This is a genomic window from Mangrovibacter sp. MFB070 (assembly GCF_000705335.1).
Lineage (GTDB): Bacteria > Pseudomonadota > Gammaproteobacteria > Enterobacterales > Enterobacteriaceae > Mangrovibacter > Mangrovibacter plantisponsor.
In genome coordinates this window covers 106,971-128,013 of sequence record NZ_JJMI01000011.1, presented here as the reverse complement: position 1 = coordinate 128,013, position 21,043 = coordinate 106,971, and the positions used below count along the sequence as shown (strand labels likewise).

General features: G+C 49.7%; 20 protein-coding genes and 2 tRNA genes. 16 read left to right on the top strand and 6 right to left on the bottom strand.

Annotated features, from left to right (window positions below):
* The first annotated feature begins 49 nt into the window (after positions 1-49).
* Positions 50-1,309: a UDP-N-acetylglucosamine 1-carboxyvinyltransferase gene (murA, locus tag DT73_RS05135; RefSeq protein ID WP_036104886.1), complete on the top strand. Its 1,260-nt coding sequence runs from the start codon at positions 50-52 to the stop codon at positions 1,307-1,309.
* A 30-nt stretch (positions 1,310-1,339) separates the two neighbouring features.
* Here the strand turns inward: murA and sfsB are convergent, their stop codons facing one another.
* Together sfsB and ispB are read right to left on the bottom strand one after the other, a co-directional pair.
* Positions 1,340-1,603 carry a DNA-binding transcriptional regulator SfsB gene (gene sfsB / locus DT73_RS05130; protein WP_036104884.1) on the bottom strand — a complete coding sequence of 88 codons (264 nt, stop codon included), beginning with the start codon at positions 1,601-1,603 and terminating at the stop codon, positions 1,340-1,342.
* A 221-nt stretch (positions 1,604-1,824) separates the two neighbouring features.
* Positions 1,825-2,796 carry an octaprenyl diphosphate synthase gene (gene ispB / locus DT73_RS05125; protein ID WP_036104883.1) on the bottom strand — a complete coding sequence of 324 codons (972 nt, stop codon included), beginning with the start codon at positions 2,794-2,796 and terminating at the stop codon, positions 1,825-1,827.
* A 256-nt stretch (positions 2,797-3,052) separates the two neighbouring features.
* Here ispB and rplU point away from each other — a divergent pair, with 256 nt between their 5' ends.
* The 4 genes from rplU to cgtA all read left to right on the top strand — a co-directional run bounded on the left by rplU (position 3,053) and on the right by cgtA (position 5,890).
* Complete coding sequence (gene rplU / locus DT73_RS05120; protein ID WP_036104882.1) at positions 3,053-3,364, top strand: 50S ribosomal protein L21; 312 nt, start codon at positions 3,053-3,055, stop codon at positions 3,362-3,364.
* A 16-nt stretch (positions 3,365-3,380) separates the two neighbouring features.
* The gene (gene rpmA / locus DT73_RS05115) at positions 3,381-3,638 is read left to right on the top strand and encodes a 50S ribosomal protein L27 (protein WP_036104873.1); all 258 of its coding nucleotides are present in this window, start codon (positions 3,381-3,383) and stop codon (positions 3,636-3,638) included.
* Positions 3,639-3,729: 91 nt separating this feature from the next.
* Positions 3,730-4,695 carry a DMT family transporter gene (locus DT73_RS05110; protein ID WP_036104872.1) on the top strand — a complete coding sequence of 322 codons (966 nt, stop codon included), beginning with the start codon at positions 3,730-3,732 and terminating at the stop codon, positions 4,693-4,695.
* A 16-nt stretch (positions 4,696-4,711) separates the two neighbouring features.
* Positions 4,712-5,890 carry an Obg family GTPase CgtA gene (gene cgtA / locus DT73_RS05105; protein WP_036104869.1) on the top strand — a complete coding sequence of 393 codons (1,179 nt, stop codon included), beginning with the start codon at positions 4,712-4,714 and terminating at the stop codon, positions 5,888-5,890.
* A 67-nt stretch (positions 5,891-5,957) separates the two neighbouring features.
* Here cgtA and pmrB read toward each other — a convergent pair whose 3' ends face one another.
* The 3 genes from pmrB to dacB are packed head-to-tail and all read right to left on the bottom strand — an operon-like array spanning position 5,958 to position 9,114.
* Positions 5,958-7,022 carry a two-component system sensor histidine kinase PmrB gene (pmrB, locus tag DT73_RS05100; RefSeq protein ID WP_036104867.1) on the bottom strand — a complete coding sequence of 355 codons (1,065 nt, stop codon included), beginning with the start codon at positions 7,020-7,022 and terminating at the stop codon, positions 5,958-5,960.
* Positions 7,019-7,681 carry a two-component system response regulator PmrA gene (gene pmrA / locus DT73_RS05095; protein WP_036104865.1) on the bottom strand — a complete coding sequence of 221 codons (663 nt, stop codon included), beginning with the start codon at positions 7,679-7,681 and terminating at the stop codon, positions 7,019-7,021. The genes pmrB and pmrA overlap by 4 nt, the downstream gene beginning before the upstream one ends.
* Positions 7,682-7,683: 2 nt before the next feature.
* On the bottom strand, positions 7,684-9,114 hold the full coding sequence (dacB, locus tag DT73_RS05090; RefSeq protein ID WP_036105142.1) for a serine-type D-Ala-D-Ala carboxypeptidase: 1,431 nt from the start codon (positions 9,112-9,114) through the stop codon (positions 7,684-7,686).
* A 256-nt stretch (positions 9,115-9,370) separates the two neighbouring features.
* Between dacB and greA the strand changes: the two genes are divergently transcribed.
* Entirely contained in the window at positions 9,371-9,847 is a 477-nt protein-coding gene (gene greA, locus DT73_RS05085; protein ID WP_036104862.1) for a transcription elongation factor GreA, read from the top strand.
* A gap of 132 nt (positions 9,848-9,979) precedes the next feature.
* On the opposite strand, the gene yhbY is transcribed toward greA, so the two are convergent.
* Positions 9,980-10,273, bottom strand: coding sequence for a ribosome assembly RNA-binding protein YhbY (yhbY, locus tag DT73_RS05080; RefSeq protein ID WP_036105139.1), 294 nt, complete (start codon positions 10,271-10,273; stop codon positions 9,980-9,982).
* A gap of 120 nt (positions 10,274-10,393) precedes the next feature.
* Here yhbY and rlmE point away from each other — a divergent pair, with 120 nt between their 5' ends.
* From rlmE to infB, 10 genes are all read left to right on the top strand, one after another.
* Positions 10,394-11,023: a 23S rRNA (uridine(2552)-2'-O)-methyltransferase RlmE gene (gene rlmE / locus DT73_RS05075; RefSeq protein WP_036104859.1), complete on the top strand. Its 630-nt coding sequence runs from the start codon at positions 10,394-10,396 to the stop codon at positions 11,021-11,023.
* Between the two features lie 56 nt (positions 11,024-11,079).
* Positions 11,080-13,017, top strand: coding sequence for an ATP-dependent zinc metalloprotease FtsH (gene ftsH / locus DT73_RS05070; RefSeq protein ID WP_036104857.1), 1,938 nt, complete (start codon positions 11,080-11,082; stop codon positions 13,015-13,017).
* A 78-nt stretch (positions 13,018-13,095) separates the two neighbouring features.
* Positions 13,096-13,944: a dihydropteroate synthase gene (gene folP / locus DT73_RS05065; protein ID WP_036104854.1), complete on the top strand. Its 849-nt coding sequence runs from the start codon at positions 13,096-13,098 to the stop codon at positions 13,942-13,944.
* Positions 13,937-15,274, top strand: a complete 1,338-nt coding sequence (gene glmM / locus DT73_RS05060) for a phosphoglucosamine mutase (RefSeq protein WP_036104851.1) — start codon at positions 13,937-13,939, stop codon at positions 15,272-15,274. The genes folP and glmM overlap by 8 nt, the downstream gene beginning before the upstream one ends.
* Before the next feature lie 218 nt (positions 15,275-15,492).
* Positions 15,493-15,828 carry a preprotein translocase subunit SecG gene (gene secG / locus DT73_RS05055; protein ID WP_036104849.1) on the top strand — a complete coding sequence of 112 codons (336 nt, stop codon included), beginning with the start codon at positions 15,493-15,495 and terminating at the stop codon, positions 15,826-15,828.
* Positions 15,829-15,863: 35 nt separating this feature from the next.
* Positions 15,864-15,950: transfer RNA gene (locus tag DT73_RS05050), tRNA-Leu, on the top strand.
* 59 nt (positions 15,951-16,009) lie between these two features.
* Positions 16,010-16,086, top strand: a tRNA-Met gene (locus tag DT73_RS05045).
* Between the two features lie 213 nt (positions 16,087-16,299).
* Positions 16,300-16,752, top strand: a complete 453-nt coding sequence (gene rimP / locus DT73_RS05040; protein ID WP_036105136.1) for a ribosome maturation factor RimP — start codon at positions 16,300-16,302, stop codon at positions 16,750-16,752.
* A gap of 25 nt (positions 16,753-16,777) precedes the next feature.
* Positions 16,778-18,265 carry a transcription termination factor NusA gene (gene nusA, locus DT73_RS05035; protein WP_036104847.1) on the top strand — a complete coding sequence of 496 codons (1,488 nt, stop codon included), beginning with the start codon at positions 16,778-16,780 and terminating at the stop codon, positions 18,263-18,265.
* 24 nt (positions 18,266-18,289) lie between these two features.
* Positions 18,290-20,995: a translation initiation factor IF-2 gene (gene infB, locus DT73_RS05030; protein ID WP_036104846.1), complete on the top strand. Its 2,706-nt coding sequence runs from the start codon at positions 18,290-18,292 to the stop codon at positions 20,993-20,995.
* Positions 20,996-21,043 lie beyond the last annotated feature (48 nt).

The following is a 21,043-nucleotide window of genomic DNA, read 5'->3' as shown; positions in this document are numbered from 1 at the left end:
CAACGACGCTGCAGCACTTGTGATTTTGAATATGTAGAGAGCTGTCCTGATGGATAAATTCCGCGTAGAAGGGCCGACATGCCTGAGCGGCGAAGTAACTATATCGGGGGCGAAAAACGCCGCATTGCCGATTTTATTTGCCGCACTATTGGCTGAAGAGCCAGTTGAAATTCAGAATGTCCCCAAACTGAAAGACATTGATACCACAATGAAATTGTTGAGCCAACTGGGTACAAAGGTTGAGCGCAACGGGTCCGTCTGGATTGATGCCAGTAAAGTTAACATTTACTGTGCACCTTACGAACTGGTCAAAACAATGCGGGCATCTATTTGGGCATTAGGTCCTTTGGTTGCTCGTTTTGGCCAGGGGCAGGTGTCTTTACCCGGTGGTTGTGCAATTGGCGCCCGTCCCGTCGATTTGCATATCTCTGGCCTGGAACAACTGGGTGCAGAGATCAAACTGGAAGAAGGGTATGTAAAAGCCAGTGTCAATGGTCGCCTGAAAGGGGCGCACATTGTTATGGATAAAGTCAGTGTTGGTGCCACAGTCACGATTATGTCTGCGGCAACCCTGGCTGAAGGCACTACAGTTATTGAAAATGCGGCCCGCGAGCCAGAAATTGTCGATACAGCCAATTTCCTGAATACGCTGGGAGCAAAAATCACGGGCATGGGTACTGACCGTATCACTATCACGGGTGTTGAACGCCTGGGTGGCGGCGTGTATCGCGTCTTGCCTGACCGTATTGAAACAGGCACTTTCCTGGTGGCAGCAGCGATTTCTGGTGGCAAAGTGATGTGCCGTCATACCCGTCCGGACACTCTGGATGCGGTATTAGCCAAACTGCGTGAAGCAGGCGCAGATATCGAAACAGGCGAAGACTGGATCTCTCTGGATATGCATGGCCAGCGCCCTAAAGCGGTAAATGTCCGCACTGCGCCGCATCCTGGCTTCCCAACGGATATGCAGGCACAGTTTACACTGCTCAACCTGGTAGCCGAAGGCACTGGTGTCATCACTGAAACCATCTTCGAAAACCGGTTTATGCATGTGCCAGAGTTGATTCGTATGGGCGCACATGCAGAAATTGAGAGTAACACTGCGATTTGCCATGGCGTGGCTAAATTGTCGGGTGCCCAGGTTATGGCGACTGATTTGCGTGCATCGGCAAGCCTGGTGCTTGCCGGGTGTATTGCTGAAGGCGTTACGGTGGTTGATCGCATTTACCACATCGATCGTGGCTATGAACGCATTGAAGACAAGCTTCAGGCGCTGGGCGCTAAAATTGAACGTATTCGCGCTGAATAACGTAAAGAACCGGGGAATTCCCCGGTTTTTTTAACGCTGGCGAATGAGCCGGGTTCGGTCAATGAATTGTGCGGTGTGTGGGTCATAGTAGCGGGAGGGCCAAATCTCCCATGGGTTTACATCAAGCGCATCAGCTATCAACATTTCTCCCCTGGGCCAGGGGCGCGCCAGAGCATTGGCGAGCGTTGAAGAGCTCAGCCCGGCCTTACGTGATTCCGCGGCCATTGATGTTCCTCTCTTGCGCAGCGCAGCGATAATATCTGCCGGGTGCCAGTCAACAAAATTACTTTCCATGTTTTCTCCCTGTCGCTATTGGGTTGCATTGGCTACTCAGTGAAAGCCCGGGTTATATAGCACAGGAGATTCTTGAAAGTTCTTAATATTGAGGCCCGCAGTTTGTTTTGTGTTCCCGCGCTCAGCTTTGTGTAATGTGTTGCATAAAAAGGGCGAATTGAAAAGGATCCACGCACAATGGCGCAGATCCTTTTTAGCTAAGCCAACATGGAGTCGTGTGCTTAGTGATTGCGTTGCACGGCAATATGAGCAAGGCCTGTCAGTGCGGTTTTCCAGGGGGAGTCCGGAAGTATTGCCAGCGCTTCAATGGCTTTATCCGCTTCCTGTTCGGCCCGAAGTCTTGTCCAGGCGAGCGAGCCACACATTTCCATTGCTTCCAGAACGGGTTCCAGAAGATGGCGACCATTTCCCTGTTCAATGGCCTGGCGAATCATAGTGGCCTGCTCAGGTGTGCCGTGCTGCATGGCATGCAACAGTGGGAGAGTGGGTTTCCCTTCGTTGAGGTCATCTCCCACATTTTTCCCCAGCGTTGCGCCGTCGGCACTGTAATCAAGCAGGTCATCGATAAGCTGGAAGGCTGTACCAATGTAGCGGCCATAATCTTGCAGCGCGAGTTCTTGCTCTGGTGACGCTCCAGCAAGAATGCCGGAACATTGCGAAGCCGCTTCAAACAGGCGTGCTGTTTTACTGTAAATAACCCGCATGTAGCTTTCTTCTGTAATATTCGGGTCGTTGACGTTCATTAGCTGAAGTACTTCCCCTTCAGCAATAACGTTGACGGCCGCCGACATCACTTCCAGTATTTTGAGTGAGCCCAGTTGAGTCATCATCTGGAATGCGCGGGTGTAGATAAAATCACCAACCAGAACACTGGCAGCATTACCAAAAGCGGCATTTGCCGTCGCTTTACCACGGCGCATATCTGATTCATCAACAACGTCATCATGGAGCAACGTCGCGGTATGAATAAATTCAATTAAGGCCGCAATAGTGACGTGCGCGTTGCCGTTATAACCCAGTGCACGGGCAGAAAGCACTGCGATCATTGGACGAATGCGTTTCCCGCCACCACTGACGATGTAGTACCCCAACTGGTTGATTAGCTGAACGTCAGAGTTGAGCTGATCCAGAATTGTCGCGTTTACGCCCGCCATATCTTGCGCGGTTAACTCGGTTATTTTCTCTAAATTCATCGCAAAAGTCTGGCTGTTGCCCGGTTTATCCCGTTCGACGGAACATGTTATTGGGTATCTGTCTGGTCATCAAATACAGATTGTACTGAAAAAATGCGCTTAATAAATGGAACATTGTGCGTAGTGTTTTTTTTCTACACGAATTGATGATGGTACTTGTCAAATGTCCAGGATTTGCGTAATATTCGCGCCCTATTGTGATTATTTATAGTGCGCACTGAAAACACAAAGGTGTGTGCGGAAAGCGGAGTTTTTTATGTACGCGGTTTTCCAAAGTGGTGGTAAACAACACCGAGTAAGCGAAGGTCAGACCGTTCGCCTGGAAAAGCTGGACATCGCAACTGGCGAAGCAGTTCAATTCGACCAGGTTCTGATGATTGCCAATGGCGAAGAAGTTAAAATCGGCGTTCCTTTTGTTGAGGGCGGCGTAATCAAAGCTGAAGTTGTTGCTCATGGTCGTGGCGAGAAAGTTAAAATCGTTAAGTTTCGTCGTCGTAAACACTATCGTAAGCAGCAGGGCCACCGTCAGTGGTTCACTGATGTGAAAATTACTGGCATCAGCGCTTAACAGGGGAGCAGATTAAATGGCACACAAAAAGGCTGGCGGCTCAACACGTAACGGTCGCGATTCTGAAGCTAAACGTCTGGGCGTAAAACGTTTCGGCGGTGAAGCAGTTCTTGCTGGCAGCATCATCGTTCGTCAGCGTGGCACTAAATTCCACGCAGGCAGCAATGTAGGTTGCGGTAAAGATCATACTCTGTTCGCTTTGTCTGACGGTAAAGTCAAGTTCGAAGTTAAAGGTCCGAAAAACCGTAAATTCGTAAGCATTGTTGCTGAATAAGTTTTTCGCGTCCCGGTAACGGATTGAAGCCCCGCAACACGTTGCGGGGCTTTTTACATTCTGACACTGGGTAAAGCGCCAGGAGCTTTAAATGAAACAACAGGCAGGAATTGGTATTGCTTTAGCCCTGACAACAGCAATGTGCTGGGGTGCATTACCTATTGCTATGAAACAGGTACTGGAGGTGATGTCTCCTCCTACTGTTGTGTTTTATCGTTTTCTGATGGCTGGCGCCGGACTGGGTCTGATTTTGACACTGAGGGGAAATTTACCTCCACTCAGAATTTTTAAAAGCCCCCGCTGGTTAGTATTACTGGCTATAGCAACAGGTGGGCTGTTTGGGAACTTTATTTTCTTTAGTTCCTCTTTGCAGTATCTGAGCCCCACAGCATCACAGGTCATTGGGCAACTTTCTCCGGTAGGCATGATGGTTGCCAGTGTCGTCATCCTGAAAGAAAAGATGCGTGGTACGCAAGTTGTTGGTGCACTGATGCTGCTTTCCGGGTTGATTATGTTTTTTAACTCCAGCCTGGTTGAAATATTTACTCGCCTGACTGACTACACGTGGGGCGTAATATTTGGTGTTTCTGCTGCCTGCGTCTGGGTCAGTTATGGGGTGGCACAGAAAGTGTTACTACGGCGTCTGGCATCTCAACAGATTCTGTTTTTGTTGTACGCTTTATGTACAATGGCGTTGCTTCCATTGGCTGACCCAATGGTTATAAAGCAACTGAGTGGGTGGCAACTGGGGTGTCTGGTGTTTTGTGGCCTGAATACACTGGTGGGTTACGGTGCGCTTGCAGAAGCAATGGCGCGCTGGCAGGCAGCGCAGGTAAGTGCATTTATTACACTGACTCCTTTATTTACGTTGCTGTTTTCAGATTTATTAGCACTGGCATGGCCGGGTTTCTTTGCCATGCCAATGTTGAATGTCATGGGTTATATCGGCGCATTTGTCGTTGTGGCGGGCGCAATGTATTCCGCGATTGGGCATCGCCTTTGGGGGCGCTGGCGTAAGCGCCAGCCGGCAATACCTGTGCCCCGTTCGGGCGAATGATCTACGGAGAAGTAAAATGAAGTTTGTTGATGAAGCAACGATCCTCGTGGTCGCAGGTGATGGCGGCAACGGGTGTGTTAGCTTCCGTCGTGAAAAGTACATCCCGAAAGGTGGCCCGGATGGTGGCGATGGTGGTGATGGTGGTGATGTCTGGCTGGAAGCTGACGAAAACCTGAATACCCTTATCGATTATCGCTTTGAAAAGTCATTCCGTGCTGAGCGCGGCCAGAATGGCCAAAGCCGTGACTGTACTGGTAAACGAGGCAAAGATGTCTCCATTCGTGTGCCTGTTGGTACCCGGGTTATCGATAAAGGTACCGGGGAAGCAATGGGCGATATGGTTTCCCACGGTCAACGTTTGTTGGTTGCAAAAGGCGGCTGGCATGGCCTGGGTAACTCACGATTTAAATCTTCAGTAAACCGCACACCACGCCAGAAAACGAATGGTACACCTGGTGAGAAGCGTGAACTCGACCTGGAGCTGATGTTGTTGGCTGATGTTGGCATGCTTGGTTTACCTAATGCAGGTAAATCTACGTTTATTCGTGCCGTATCCGCAGCAAAACCGAAAGTGGCTGATTATCCTTTTACCACCCTGGTTCCAAGCCTGGGTGTTGTGCGAATGGATAACGAAAAGAGTTTTGTGGTTGCTGATATCCCGGGTCTGATCGAAGGCGCGGCTGATGGCGCAGGGCTGGGGATTCGTTTCCTCAAGCACCTTGAACGTTGCCGTGTTTTATTGCACCTGATTGATTTGGCACCGATTGATGGTTCTGATCCGGTCGAGAATGCGCGCATTATTATTGGCGAGCTGGAGAAATACAGTGCCACTTTGGCTGCAAAACCACGCTGGCTGGTATTCAATAAAGTTGACTTGCTCGATAGTGAAGAAGCAGAACAGCGGGCCAAAGAAATTGCTACTGCGCTGGGCTGGGAAGAGAAACATTACCTGATATCTGCAGCGACACGTGATGGTGTCAATGCATTATGTTGGGATGTGATGCATTTCATTATCGAAAACCCGGTTGTTCATGAAGAAGTGGCTCAGGAAGCAGAGAAAGTTGAGTTTATGTGGGACGATTACCACCGTAAACAACTGGAAGAAATGCAGTCTGAAGCCGAAGAGCCCTGGGATGATGACGATGACTGGGATGAAGATGACGATGAAGGTGTGGAGATAATCTACGAGCGTTAATCTTCACGTAGTTGTTAAGCTAAGGCCGGGTTTCCCGGCCTTACTTTTTTGCTTCGGCTCTGTGGTATCAGCTTAAGTCAATGCGAGCCGGGAACCAGCAACCTGCATCCAGACCCTGGCTGTCGGCGCGGTTATCAATCAGCAATTTCCCCCGGTGCAGTTGCACAATACGCCGAACGATATTGAGCCCAAGCCCACTACCACCATAGCGTTGGTCAAGACGCCTGAATGGCTCCGTAATCGTTTTCCGGTGTGCCTCGTCGATTCCAGGCCCTTCATCCAGCACCTGGAGATGTGCGCCGTTGTTTTCTTCCTGTAATCGTATTTCGATACAACTCCCTTGTGGGCTGTAGCGCCAGGCATTTTCCAGCAGATTACGCAGCAGCAACCGTAATAATACCGGGTCCCCCTGTACGGAGAGCCCCTTATCTTCAGGCCAAAGTATCCGCTGATCATGCCGCTCAGCCATCTCGGTCATTTCTTCCTGAAGTGGTTCGATAATATCTTTCCACCACTGGTGCGTATCATAATGCCCGCTGGCTAAGGCTTGACCTGCCCGGGATAACATTAACAGCTGTTCAATCACATGCATCAGTTGATCCAGGCGCTGGATCAATGAATCAGCCTGCTTATTTCCGGACTGAGCCATAAGCTCAAGGTGGAGACGGATACCGGCCAGTGGGGTACGTAATTCGTGGGCAGCATCGGCGGTAAATAATCGCTCTTGCTGGATGGTACTTTCCAGCCGGGACAGCAATTGATTGAGTGCCGTGGTGACCGCCACCATCTCTTCCATCTCGGAAAACATGGGCAACGGGCTGAGGTTATCGGCGGAGCGGTTAACCAGACTACGGCTGAGTTTATTGAGAGGCTGGATAATCCAGGTAACAGCCAGAAAGGAAAAAAACAGTGTAAAGCCAACCATCACCAGTGACGGAACTAACAATGAGGCTATGGCCTCATGGATCTCTTTTTCCACATGCTGATTGCGTGCCCGGGCGGACAGCGTTTCATTAACCAGGAACCCAATTTGCTCCTGGCTCTCGTGCCACAGCCACAACACGCTGACAAGTTGAAAGAAAAGAAAAATCAACGCCAGCATTGCCATTAAACGCCGACGCATACTGTTCATACCCGGTTCTCCAGGCGATAACCGACGCCACGAACAGTTTTGATGCGTTCTTTACCCAGTTTGCGCCGCAGATTGTGAATGTGAACCTCAAGAGTATTTGAGCCAGGATCGTCCTGCCAACTATAGAGATCCTGCTGAAGTGTTTCCCGGTGAACAGTTTGACCAACTCGCATAATCAGACGGGTCAGCAAAGCAAATTCTTTGGGAGTGACTTCCACCGCGTTACCTTGCAGTAACACTTGTTGCGTCTGCAGATTTAATGTGAGGTCATCATGTTGCAACAGGTTGTCACTGTGCCCCTGGTAACGGCGAATAAGCGCCCGGGCACGGGCTTGTAATTCAGCCAGAGCGAAGGGTTTAACCAGGTAGTCGTCTGCTCCTGCATCAAGGCCACTGACCCGGTCTTCCAGTGCATCCCTTGCAGTCAGAATCAATACCGGGGTTTTCAGCCCTCGCCGGCGCCATTGACTGAGTAGTGTTGCACCATCTTTATCGGGCAGCCCAAGATCCAGAATCACCAGACTGTATTCTCCACTTTGAATCAGTGCGTCTGCATCGCTGGCTGTCGCAGCAGTATCAACAGCATACCCGTCGCCATTCAGTGCCAGAGCCAGTCCTTCTTGTAGCAGTAAATCGTCTTCAACAATGAGTAATTTCATAATTAGTTATTCTGATAGAGGTCTTTGTAGAGTCGGCTTTCAAAGCGTACCAGCGGTATCCTTCTGTTACGTTGGTCGCCGGGTTCAACGGCATAACCAGAAAGATACTGAACAAACGCCAACTGTTGCCCGGATGCCGTAGTAATGAACCCTGCAAGGTTATAAACACCCTGCAATGATCCTGTTTTTGCTGAGACTTTCCCATCTACCCCGGCTTCATGCAGCCCGGCCCGGTATTGTAGCGAGCCATCATGGCCTGCCAGTGGCAGCATTGAGATAAAGTTTAGCTGATTATCATTTTTGGCAATAAATTGTAGCACTTGCATCATGGTTGAAGGCGAAATCAGGTCATGACGTGATAAACCCGAACCATCCACCAGAATAGTGTTCCCTAAATCAATACCCGCTTTCTGCTTCAGGATTTGGCGAACAGCATCTGCACCTGCACGCCAGGTTCCCTGGACACCCAAAGTTTCCCGCCCAATGGTACGAAAAACAGTATCAGCAATCATGTTGTCAGATTTTTTCAGCATCACGCGAAGTAAATCATGAAGCGGGGCGGATTGCGTTGAGGCTAAAACCTGCCCCGGCTGGTTCAGGCGGGTTTGGCGAATCAACGTTCCGGTCACAGTTATGCCTGCACTATTCAACTCATCTTTGAGTATTTCACCTGCATAGCTGGCTCCGTCCTGTACAGCGAACGCCAAAGGTAATGGGTCTTCACGCTGAGTCAGGCAGCCTGTCAGTGTGTAGCGATTCAGGTCACCCGTGACGACATCCAGTTCACAATATTTGGCATCTGCAGAACCACGGGCAAGTGTGCGCACATTAGAAAATACATGAACAGGGTAATATGATGCCAGGCGTACCGTCGCTGTTTCATCCGGGCGGGTACTGGAAAGCGATACAGAGAAACAATTTTTATCGACGATAGCCGCAGAAGGCGGGGCGCTGAAACATTGCGTTATATCATTCCACGGCCATCCGGGGGCCTTATCGTGACTGGCGAATACTGAAGTATCAATTAAGATATTTCCCTGAATTTTTTCTATTCCCGCCTTTTTCAGGCTGGCTACCATATTGCGCAACTGCTGGCGTTTCAGTGTCGGGTCGCCGGTAAACCTCGCTATAAGGTCTCCTTGCAAAATCCCGTTATTGATGTTTCCATGGCTTTCAAGGGTTGTTGTGAAACGGTAATCAGGGCCGAGCGATAACAGGGCTGCGAGAGCCGTTATCACCTTCTGAGTACTGGCGGGTAGCGCCATCTGTTGGCCATGGTAATCAATAAGCGGTGTATCTGAACCGGCTTTTTGCACCAGAAGCGCGAGGTTAGCGCCTGGTGGGAGTTGTTTGACGTATTCGTCAACATTTGCAGCCTGAGCCTCTAAGGCGAAGGATAAAACCAGTCCAACAGCTAAACGTAAAAATCGCATAATTTTTGGCATTAAAACCTGGAAACGTGCCGTCATACTACGGTGCAATCCCCTGTAAAGTAAACGATGACCCCCAGGGAACTCCAGGTTAAAATACGTATCAAAATGCGAAATACGACTAGCCTGAAGCTTTGCTTCGGGGTAGTTTTCTTTTGTTTCTGGCCCGGTGAATGCAGAGTTTCTTCGGGCAGTACTCCGGTTGGGCGGCCAATTGTGGCCCTTGTGTCCGGGGCGTTTTTTTATAATGAGGTATAATATGCAAGCTATTCCGATGACTTTACGTGGCGCCGAAAAATTGCGCGAAGAGCTTGAGTTTCTGAAGGGCGTTCGCCGTCCGGAGATCATCGCAGCCATCGCCGAAGCGCGTGAGCACGGTGATTTAAAGGAAAATGCCGAATACCATGCCGCGCGTGAGCAACAAGGCTTTTGTGAAGGCCGTATCAAAGATATTGAAGGTAAGCTGTCTAATGCGCAGGTTATCGATGTAACCAAGTTGCCTAACAATGGTCGGGTTATCTTCGGTTCAACGGTAACAGTACTGAATCTTGATACCGAAGAAGAGGTGACTTACCGCATTGTTGGTGACGACGAGGCAGATTTTAAAAAGAATCTTATCTCTGTTAACTCACCGATTGCCCGCGGGCTGATTGGCAAAGAAGCCGATGATATCGTAGGAATTAACACCCCTGGTGGGTTAGTTGAATTTGAAATCATCAAGGTAGAATACCTCTGATTTCTGCTACGCTGGATATAACGGTTTTGTAAAGAATGGAAAAGGCCGCAATGCGGCCTTTTAACCATGAAGGGAGCGTGTCATTTTGCTCGGCCTGCGTTATAAAAATGCAGATGACTATTGCACTTTTTGTTAACGAGGCAGCGAAATTTTACGTTCCTGGGATGGGCGATAAAGCACCAGCGTTTTACCGATGACCTGTACATTACAGGCTCCGGTTTCCCGCACGATGGCTTCCACTATCAAAGTTTTCGTTTCACGATCTTCTGTGGCAACTTTAACCTTGATCAGTTCGTGGTGCTCCAGCGCTTGTTCAATCTCGGCCAGCACCCCTTCGGTCAGACCGTTATTGCCAAGCAGGACTACCGGCTTGAGCGGATGCGCGAGACCTTTCAGGTGCTGTTTTTGTTTTGTACTCAGATTCATCGTTTTTTGCTTACGTTGGGATTGAAAACGGGACATTCTACCGCCATCTCCTGATTATAGCCAAATCGCCGTGCGCTTTTTGATATCGCTCGCGGAAGATGAACCCGACTGGATTATAAAATGACAGGTAAAAAGCGTTCTGCCAGCTCTAGCCGCTGGTTGCAGGAACACTTTAGCGATAAATATGTTCAGAAGGCACAGAAAAAAGGGTTACGATCCCGTGCCTGGTTTAAACTTGATGAAATACAGCAAGGTGACAAACTTTTTAAGCCGGGTATGACGGTTGTCGACCTTGGTGCGGCACCCGGTGGGTGGTCGCAATATGTGGTAAGTCAAATCGGCGGAAAAGGTCGTATCATTGCCTGCGATCTTTTACCTATGGATCCAATCGTCGGTGTGGACTTCCTTCAGGGTGATTTTCGTGATGAATTAGTCCTGAAAGCACTTCTTGAACGTGTAGGTGATAAAAAAGTTCAGGTTGTCATGTCCGACATGGCACCTAATATGAGCGGAACACCTGCTGTTGATATTCCCCGTGCTATGTATTTGGTGGAACTGGCGTTAGAAATGTGTCGTGATATTCTGGCACCAGGTGGTAGTTTTGTAGTGAAGGTATTTCAGGGCGAAGGTTTCGATGAGTACCTGCGGGAAATTCGCTCCCTGTTTACGAGTGTTAAAGTTCGTAAGCCGGACGCTTCGCGTGCTCGCTCACGTGAAGTGTACATTGTAGCGACCGGGCGTAAACTATAGTACCCTGACGCTGTTTGTTAACACAGTTGTAATATGAGGTTAATCCCTTGAGTGACATGGCGAAAAACCTAATACTCTGGCTGGTCATTGCCGTTGTGCTGATGTCAGTATTCCAGAGCTTTGGGCCCAGCGAGTCTAATGGCCGCAGGGTGGATTACTCTACCTTCCTGTCTGAGGTCAATCAGGATCAGATTCGTGAAGCGCGTATCAACGGACGTGAGATTACCGTTACCAAGAAAGATAGTAACCGATACACGACTTATATCCCCGTAAACGATCCCAAACTTCTTGATAACCTGCTTACCAAGAACGTGAAGGTTGTTGGCGAACCACCAGAAGAACAAAGCCTGCTGGCAACGATCTTTATTTCATGGTTCCCAATGCTTTTGCTAATTGGGGTATGGATATTTTTTATGCGCCAAATGCAGGGCGGTGGTGGCAAAGGTGCCATGTCGTTCGGCAAGAGTAAGGCGCGAATGCTGACGGAAGATCAAATTAAAACCACCTTTGCCGATGTCGCGGGTTGTGACGAAGCGAAAGAAGAAGTTGGTGAACTGGTGGAATATCTCCGTGAGCCAAGCCGCTTCCAGAAATTAGGTGGTAAGATCCCGAAAGGTGTGCTGATGGTTGGCCCACCAGGGACAGGTAAAACTTTGCTTGCCAAGGCTATTGCCGGTGAAGCAAAAGTGCCGTTTTTCACCATTTCAGGTTCTGACTTTGTCGAAATGTTTGTAGGTGTGGGTGCTTCCCGTGTCCGTGACATGTTCGAACAGGCTAAAAAAGCAGCGCCCTGCATTATCTTTATCGATGAAATCGATGCTGTGGGGCGTCAGCGTGGTGCTGGTCTGGGCGGCGGTCATGATGAACGCGAGCAGACACTGAACCAGATGCTGGTTGAAATGGATGGGTTTGAAGGCAATGAAGGCATTATCGTCATTGCAGCGACTAACCGCCCGGATGTTCTGGACCCGGCTTTGTTGCGTCCAGGCCGTTTTGACCGCCAGGTTGTTGTTGGGCTGCCTGATGTGCGTGGTCGTGAGCAAATCCTTAAAGTTCATATGCGCCGTGTGCCACTGGCTCCGGATATCGACGCCGCAATTATTGCCCGCGGTACACCGGGTTTTTCCGGTGCAGACCTGGCAAACCTTGTGAACGAAGCCGCTTTGTTTGCTGCTCGTGGCAATAAACGCGTTGTGTCCATGGTTGAATTTGAAAAAGCGAAAGACAAAATCATGATGGGCGCAGAACGTCGCTCGATGGTGATGACCGAAGCTCAGAAAGAATCAACCGCATATCATGAAGCGGGCCACGCTATTATTGGGCGTTTGGTGCCGGAACATGACCCGGTACATAAAGTAACGATTATTCCTCGTGGTCGCGCATTAGGTGTAACGTTCTTCCTGCCTGAAGGCGATGCAATCAGTGCCAGCCGTCAGAAACTGGAAAGCCAGATCTCGACATTGTACGGTGGCCGTCTGGCAGAAGAGATAATTTACGGCGTTGAACATGTTTCAACCGGTGCGTCCAACGATATTAAAGTTGCGACTAACCTGGCTCGTAACATGGTTACTCAGTGGGGCTTCTCAGAAAAACTGGGGCCGTTACTGTATGCGGAAGAAGATGGCGAGGTGTTCCTTGGCCGCAGTGTGGCTAAAGCGAAACACATGTCAGACGAAACTGCTCGTATTATCGATCAGGAAGTGAAATCACTGATTGAGCGTAATTACAACCGTGCCCGTCAAATCCTTAACGATAACATGGATATCCTCCATGCTATGAAAGATGCGTTAATGAAATATGAAACTATTGATTTACCGCAGATTGATGATTTGATGGCCCGGCGTGATGTGCGCCCACCGGCAGGCTGGGAAGACCCGAATGCCAGCAACAACACTGACAATACCTCTGGTACGCCAACAGCGCCAAAACCAGTGGATGACCCGGATATCAATAAGCCTGGAAATCCCATGTCAGAGCAGGCTGGTGATAAATAATCCCGTTTTGCTGTAATTTGTAAACCCCGGCCTGCCGGGGTTTTCTCATTTGTAACCCGTTATTCCGAAGGTAATCACATGAAACTCTTTGCTCAGGGGACTTCACTTGATCTCTCGCATCCTCATGTCATGGGGATTTTAAATGTTACGCCAGATTCTTTTTCTGATGGCGGCCAGCACAATACCCTGAATGAAGCTGTAAAACATGCCAACCTGATGATTAACGCCGGGGCGACTATTGTGGATGTTGGGGGCGAGTCAACCCGTCCTGGTGCCGCTTTAGTGAGTGCTGAAGAAGAACTTGCCCGTGTTATTCCTGTGGTTGAAGCTCTTGCGCAACGTTTCGAAGTGTGGGTTTCGGTGGATACATCTCGGCCTGAGGTTATTCGGGAATCCGCGCGTGCAGGTGCGCATCTGATTAACGATATCCGCTCTCTTACTATGCCGGGTGCAATAGAAGCTGCGGCAGAAACCGGGCTGCCAGTTTGCCTGATGCATATGCAGGGTGAACCTCGTACTATGCAGGAGGCTCCGCGTTATGATGATGTCTTTCAGGATGTAGAGCATTTCCTGACGGAACAAATTGCACGCTGTGAAGCCGCAGGCATCGCGAAAGACAAATTGTTACTCGACCCCGGCTTCGGTTTCGGTAAAAATCTGAGTCACAATTATCAGCTGCTGGCGCGTTTATCTGAACTGCATCATTTCGGTTTGCCACTATTGGTGGGAATGTCCCGTAAATCGATGGTTGGGCAACTCCTGAATGTGGGGCCGGATCAGCGCCTGAGCGGCAGCCTTGCATGTGCGGTCATCGCAGCTATGCAAGGGGCACATATTATTCGTGTTCACGATGTAAAAGAAACCGTTGAGGCGATGCGGGTTGTGGAAGCGACGTTATCAGCGAAGGAAAATAGACGCTATGAGTAACCGTAAATATTTTGGTACCGATGGGATTCGCGGCTGTGTTGGGCAGGCCCCTATTACACCTGATTTTGTTCTGAAACTGGGCTGGGCAGCGGGCAAAGTGCTGGCGCGTCACGGTTCACGAAAAGTGATTATTGGCAAAGATACCCGTATTTCAGGCTATATGCTGGAATCCGCGCTGGAAGCCGGACTCGCGGCAGCCGGTTTGTCTGCCTCGTTTACCGGGCCCATGCCAACACCGGCAGTGGCTTATTTAACCCGCACTTTTCGTGCCGAAGCTGGCATTGTCATTTCTGCATCCCATAACCCGTATTATGACAACGGTATCAAGTTTTTCTCTACCGAAGGCACCAAGTTGCCAGATGAAGTAGAAGAAGCTATTGAAGCTGAACTGGAAAAAGAGATTACTTGCGCGGAATCGGCCATGCTGGGTAAAGCCAGCCGTATTGTTGATGCTGCCGGGCGTTATATTGAGTTCTGTAAAGGTACCTTCCCGAACGAATTGAATTTGAACGGCCTTAAAGTGGTTGTCGATTGTGCCAATGGTGCAACATACCACATCGCGCCAAACGTTTTCCGAGAGTTGGGCGCTGATGTAATTGCCATGGGGTGTGAACCTAATGGGCTGAATATCAATGAAAAATGTGGCGCAACAGATGTTGCCGCGCTTCAGGCCAGGGTGATTACGGAAAACGCAGACCTTGGTCTGGCTTTTGATGGTGACGGCGATCGCGTGATCATGGTCGACCATCTCGGAAACCGGGTTGATGGTGACCAAATCCTCTACATTATTGCCCGGGAAGGCTTGCGTCAGGGCAAACTACAGGGTGGCGTGGTCGGCACTCTGATGAGTAATATGGGGCTGGAGCTGGCGCTGAAACAGCTGGGTATACCATTTGCCCGGGCTAAAGTTGGCGACCGCTATGTGCTGGAAAAAATGCAGGAAAAAGGTTGGCGCATTGGTGCGGAGAACTCTGGCCACGTAATTCTGTTGGATAAAAGCACCACGGGAGACGGTATTCTTGCCGGTCTTCAGGTTCTGGCTGCTGTGGTGCGCAATCATATGAGTCTGCATGATTTGTGCAGTGGCATGTCGCTCTTCCCGCAGATTCTGGTTAATGTCCGTTATACCGCGGGGAGTGGTGATCCGCTGGAGCACGATAGCGTGAAACAAATTACCGCAGAAGTTGAGCGTACTTTGGGTAAACGTGGGCGTGTCCTGTTGCGTAAATCGGGTACAGAACCTTTGATTCGCGTAATGGTAGAAGGTGAAGATGAAGCGCAGGTGACTCAACTGGCTAACCAAATAGCCGATGCAGTGAAAGCGGTCTGAAAATGAACGGCCGGTGAGGTGAGATTCTCGCTTTACCGGCTGAAATCTACGCGTGTTGCCGCTTTTTTCTGCAATTGAATCATTGCGAAGAAAATGGTCTTGCACAGTGCATGCGCTTTGGTTAGTATTCACACCCGCTTCAGTGGGGAATGACAAATACCCACGTCTTTTTGGTTAGAAGCATTGGCATGCGGAAATCCGCAAGGAACAGGTTAATTATGTACGAAGCTCTTTTAGTCGTTTTCCTTATTGTAGCCATCGGCCTTGTTGGCTTGATTATGCTGCAGCAAGGTAAAGGTGCTGATATGGGTGCCTCCTTTGGCGCAGGCGCTTCTGCAACTCTGTTTGGTTCAAGCGGTTCTGGTAACTTTATGACCCGCATGACTGCCGTGCTGGCAACACTGTTTTTTATTATCAGCCTGGCGCTGGGTAATATCAACAGTAACAAAACCACCAAGGGAAGCAGCTGGGACAATCTGAGCCAGCCCGCTCAAACTGAGCAGACTACTCAACCGGCAGCGCCAGCGCAGCCGAGCAGTGATATCCCGCACTAAGTTGTCGTATCATCGCACTTTTGTGCGAAATAAGTGCCGAGGTGGTGGAATTGGTAGACACGCTACCTTGAGGTGGTAGTGCCCGATTGGGCTTACGGGTTCAAGTCCCGTCCTCGGTACCAAATCCCAGCAAAATTTGCTTTTTTTGTGTTAAAGGCGTAGTATTTGCCACGTTTTCGGACGCGGGGTGGAGCAGCCTGGTAGCTCGTCGGGCTCATAACCCGAAGGTCGTCGGTTCAAATCCGGCCCCCGCAACCAATTTCCCTGAGAGTTGTTTTTCAAATATACTGTGAAGAGCGACAGTTCTTTTCACGATGGAATTTTGAAAAAAATTCTCATGGAAATAGTTCCAGGTCGCAGTCGCGGCTTGTAGGGTTCAGTTATATAAAGCCCCGATTTATCGGGGTTTTTTGTTATCTGACGAGAGAATAACTGGGCTTAACGCCCTTTTTTTATGTCTTGGGGGTGGGCTTGTCCACATTAGAGCAAAAGTTAACAGAGATGATTACTGCACCAGTAGAGGCTCTGGGCTACGAACTGGTTGGTATTGAGTTTGTTCGCGGTCGTACATCTACGTTGCGCATCTACATTGATAGTCCGAATGGTATAACTGTTGATGATTGCGCTGATGTCAGTCATCAGGTAAGTGCAGTTATGGATGTAGAAGATCCAATCACTGTTGCTTATAACCTCGAAGTCTCCTCTCCTGGCCTTGACCGTCCGATGTTTACTGCCGCGCATTACACGCGTTTTCTTGGTGAGGAAGTCGCGTTGGTGTTACGCATGGCGGTACAGAACCGTCGTAAATGGCAGGGCATCATCAAACAGGTTGATGGTGAAATGGTTACCGTTACGGTCGATGGCAATGATGAAGTGTTCGCACTGAGTAATATTCAGAAAGCGAACCTGGTCCCCCACTTTTAACAGTCTGGCTTGAGGCGAACCCAGGATGAACAAAGAAATTTTGGCTGTTGTTGAAGCAGTTTCTAATGAAAAAGCGGTTCCGCGCGAAAAAATTTTTGAAGCGCTGGAAACAGCCCTTGCAACAGCGACCAAGAAAAAATATGAACAAGAAATCGACGTTCGCGTCAGCATTGACCGGAAAAGTGGTGATTTTGACACTTTCCGCCGCTGGCTGATCGTTGAGGAAGTTACCCAGCCTACGCGTGAGATCACGCTTGAAGCCGCGCAGTTCGAAGATCCTGCGCTGAATCTGGGTGGCTATGTAGAAGACCAGATCGAGTCAGTGACTTTTGACCGTATCACCACGCAAACTGCAAAACAGGTTATCGTGCAGAAAGTGCGCGAAGCTGAGCGTGCAATGGTGGTTGATCAGTTCCGTGAGCATGAAGGCGAAATCATCACCGGTATGGTGAAGAAAGTGAATCGCGAAAATATCACGCTGGATCTGGGTAATAACGCAGAAGCCGTCATTCTTCGTGAAGATATGTTGCCACGTGAAAACTTCCGCCCGGGTGACCGTGTGCGTGGGGTGCTGTATTCCGTGCGTCCTGAATCACGTGGTGCGCAGTTATTTGTGACCCGCGCTAAGCCGGAAATGCTGATTGAGCTGTTCCGCATTGAAGTTCCGGAAATTGGTGAAGAAGTCATCGAAATTAAAGCTGCGGCTCGTGACCCGGGTTCTCGCGCAAAAATTGCTGTGAAAACCAATGATAAACGCATTGACCCTGTTGGCGCATGCGTTGGGATGCGTGGGGCACGCGTACAGGCAGTATCAACTGAACTTGGCGGCGAGCGTATTGATATCGTGCTGTGGGATGATAATCCTGCTCAGTTCGTTATCAATGCAATGGCGCCTGCTGATGTCGCTTCCATTGTGGTTGATGAAGACAAACACACGATGGATATTGCGGTAGAAGCGGGTAACCTGGCGCAGGCTATTGGTCGTAACGGTCAAAACGTTCGCCTGGCTTCTCAACTGAGTGGCTGGGAACTGAATGTCATGACGGTGGAAGACCTGCAAGCTAAGCACCAGGCTGAAGCACACGCAGCCATTGATACGTTCACCAAGTATCTCGATATTGATGAAGATTTCGCGACTGTTCTGGTAGAAGAGGGCTTCTCCTCACTGGAAGAACTCGCGTATGTCCCGATGAAAGAATTACTTGAAATCGATGGGCTTGATGAACCTACTGTAGAAGCATTACGTGACCGCGCGAAAAATGCGCTGACCACGCTGGCGTTGGCGCAGGAAGAAAGCCTCGGTGATAAGAAACCTACCGACGATCTGATCAACCTTGAAGGTATGGATCGTGCGCTGGCCTTTAAACTGGCTACGCGTGGTATTAGTACGCTGGAAGATCTCGCTGAGCAGGGCATTGATGACCTGTCAGATATTGAAGGCTTAACCGATGAGAAAGCCGGGGCGCTGATTATGGCTGCCCGAAATATTTGCTGGTTCGGCGACGAAGCGTAATAAACTGTAGCAGGAAGGAACAGCATGACAGATGTGACTATTAAATCGCTGGCCGCGGAGATTCAGACTCCAGTGGATCGCCTGATACAGCAATTTGCTGATGCCGGGATCCGCAAATCGTCTGAAGATTCAGTGACAGCACAAGAAAAGCAAACTTTGCTGGCATTTTTGAACCGTGAACATGGTTCAGGGCCGGACAAGTTAACATTGCAGCGCAAAACGCGCAGCACTTTGAGTATTCAGGGTACCGGTGGTAAAAGTAAATCGGTACAAGTTGAAGTCCGCAAAAAGCGCACCTTTGTAAAACGTGATCCGCAAGAAGCTGAGCGTCTTGCCGCGGAAGAGCAAGCGCAGCGTGAGGCGGAAGAGCTGGCCAGTCGTGAAGCAGAGGAATCTGCTAAACGTGAGGCTGAGGAAAAGGCCAAACGCGAAGCGGAAGAGAAAGCCAAACGCGATGCCGATGAACATGCGAAGCGTGAGGCCGCTGAACAAGCGAAACGTGAAGCTGCGGAAAATAGCAAAGTGAGCAATCAACAATCCGAACAACAGAAAGCCGTACAGGCTGAGAAAGCCCGTCGTGAATCAGAAGCAGCAGAGCTGAAACGTAAGGCTGAAGAAGAAGCCCGCCGCAAAATTGAAGAAGAGGCTCGCCGCGTTGCAGACGAAGCGCGTCGCATGGCGGAAGAGAATGCCGACAGTTGGCGTAATACTGAGGAAGAAACGGAAAGCAGCGACTATCACGTTACGACGTCTCAGCATGCTCGTCAGGCTGAAGATGATAATGACCGTGAAGTTGAAGGTGGCCGTGGCCGTGGTCGCAATGCTAAAGCTTCACGTCCTAAGAAAGGTAACAAACACGCTGAATCCAAAGCTGACCGTGAAGAAGCTCGTGCCGCTATTCGTGGTGGTAAAGGTGGTCGTCAGCGTAAAGGCAGCGCTCTGCAACAAGGTTTCCAGAAACCTGTTCAGGCAGTTAACCGTGATGTCATGATTGGTGAAACCATCACCGTTGCGGAACTGGCTAACAAAATGGCGGTGAAAGGTTCTCAGGTCATCAAAGCAATGATGAAAATGGGCGCCATGGCAACCATCAACCAGGTGATTGACCAGGAAACCGCTCAGCTTGTTGCTGAGGAAATGGGTCACAAAGTTATCCTGCGTCGTGAGAACGAGCTGGAAGAAGCGGTAATGAGCGACCGTGATACTGGTGCTCAGGCAGAACCGCGTGCACCTGTTGTTACTATCATGGGTCACGTCGACCACGGTAAAACGTCTCTGCTGGACTACATTCGTTCTACGAAAGTTGCTTCTGGTGAAGCTGGCGGTATTACCCAGCATATCGGTGCTTATCACGTTCAGACTGATAACGGCATGATTACTTTCCTGGATACCCCTGGCCACGCAGCGTTTACCGCAATGCGTGCTCGTGGTGCTCAGGCAACAGATATCGTAGTGCTGGTTGTTGCAGCAGACGATGGCGTGATGCCGCAAACTATTGAAGCTATCCAGCACGCTAAAGCGGCGAAAGTCCCGGTAGTGGTTGCTGTGAACAAGATTGATAAACCAGAAGCAGATCCGGATCGCGTTAAAAACGAACTGGCTCAGTACGGTATCATTCCGGAAGAATGGGGTGGTGAATGCCAGTTCGTTCATGTTTCTGCAAAAGCAGGCACCGGTGTTGATGAGCTGCTGGATGCTATCTTGCTGCAATCTGAAGTACTGGAACTGAAAGCTGTACGTAATGGTATGGCGAGCGGTGTGGTCATCGAATCCTTCCTGGATAAAGGCCGTGGTCCGGTAGCAACTGTACTGGTTCGTGAAGGTACGTTGCATCGTGGCGATATCGTTCTGTGCGGTTTCGAATATGGCCGTGTTCGTGCAATGCGTAACGAACTGGGCAAAGATGTAGAAGAAGCGGGTCCGTCAATTCCAGTAGAAATCCTGGGCTTGTCTGGTGTACCAGCTGCCGGTGATGAAGCCACGGTTGTTCGTGATGAGAAAAAAGCGCGTGAAGTTGCGCTGTATCGTCAGGGTAAATTCCGTGAAGTTAAACTGGCTCGTCAGCAGAAATCTAAACTGGAAAACATGTTTGCTAACATGACTGAAGGTGAAGTTTCTGAGGTTAACATCGTACTGAAAGCCGACGTTCAGGGTTCTGTTGAAGCAATTACCGACTCTCTGATCAAGCTGTCCACAGATGAAGTAAAAGTGAAAATTGTGGGCTCTGGTGTTGGTGGGATTACTGAGACCGATGCGACGCTGGCTGCTGCATCCAACGCGATTGTTGTAGGCTTTAACGTCCGTGCCGATGCTTCTGCTCGCCGGGTTATTGAAGCTGAAAGCATCGACCTGCGCTACTACTCCGTTATCTATAACCTGATTGACGAAGTTAAACAGGCTATGAGCGGTATGCTGGCTCCGGAATACAAACAGCAAATTATCGGCCTGGCTGAAGTTCGTGATGTGTTCAAATCACCGAAGTTTGGCGCGATTGCAGGTTGTATGGTTACGGAAGGTGTGGTTAAACGTCACAACCCAATTCGTGTTCTGCGTGATAACGTGGTTATCTATGAAGGCGAGCTGGAATCTCTGCGTCGCTTTAAAGATGACGTTAACGAAGTCCGTAATGGTATGGAATGTGGTATCGGCGTTAAGAACTACAATGATGTTCGCACCGGCGACATGATTGAAGTCTTCGAAATTATCGAAGTTCAACGTACCATTTCCTAATCCCTTTCGGGGCTCGGTAGGATTATTAAGGGGGGCCTGGTGCCCCCC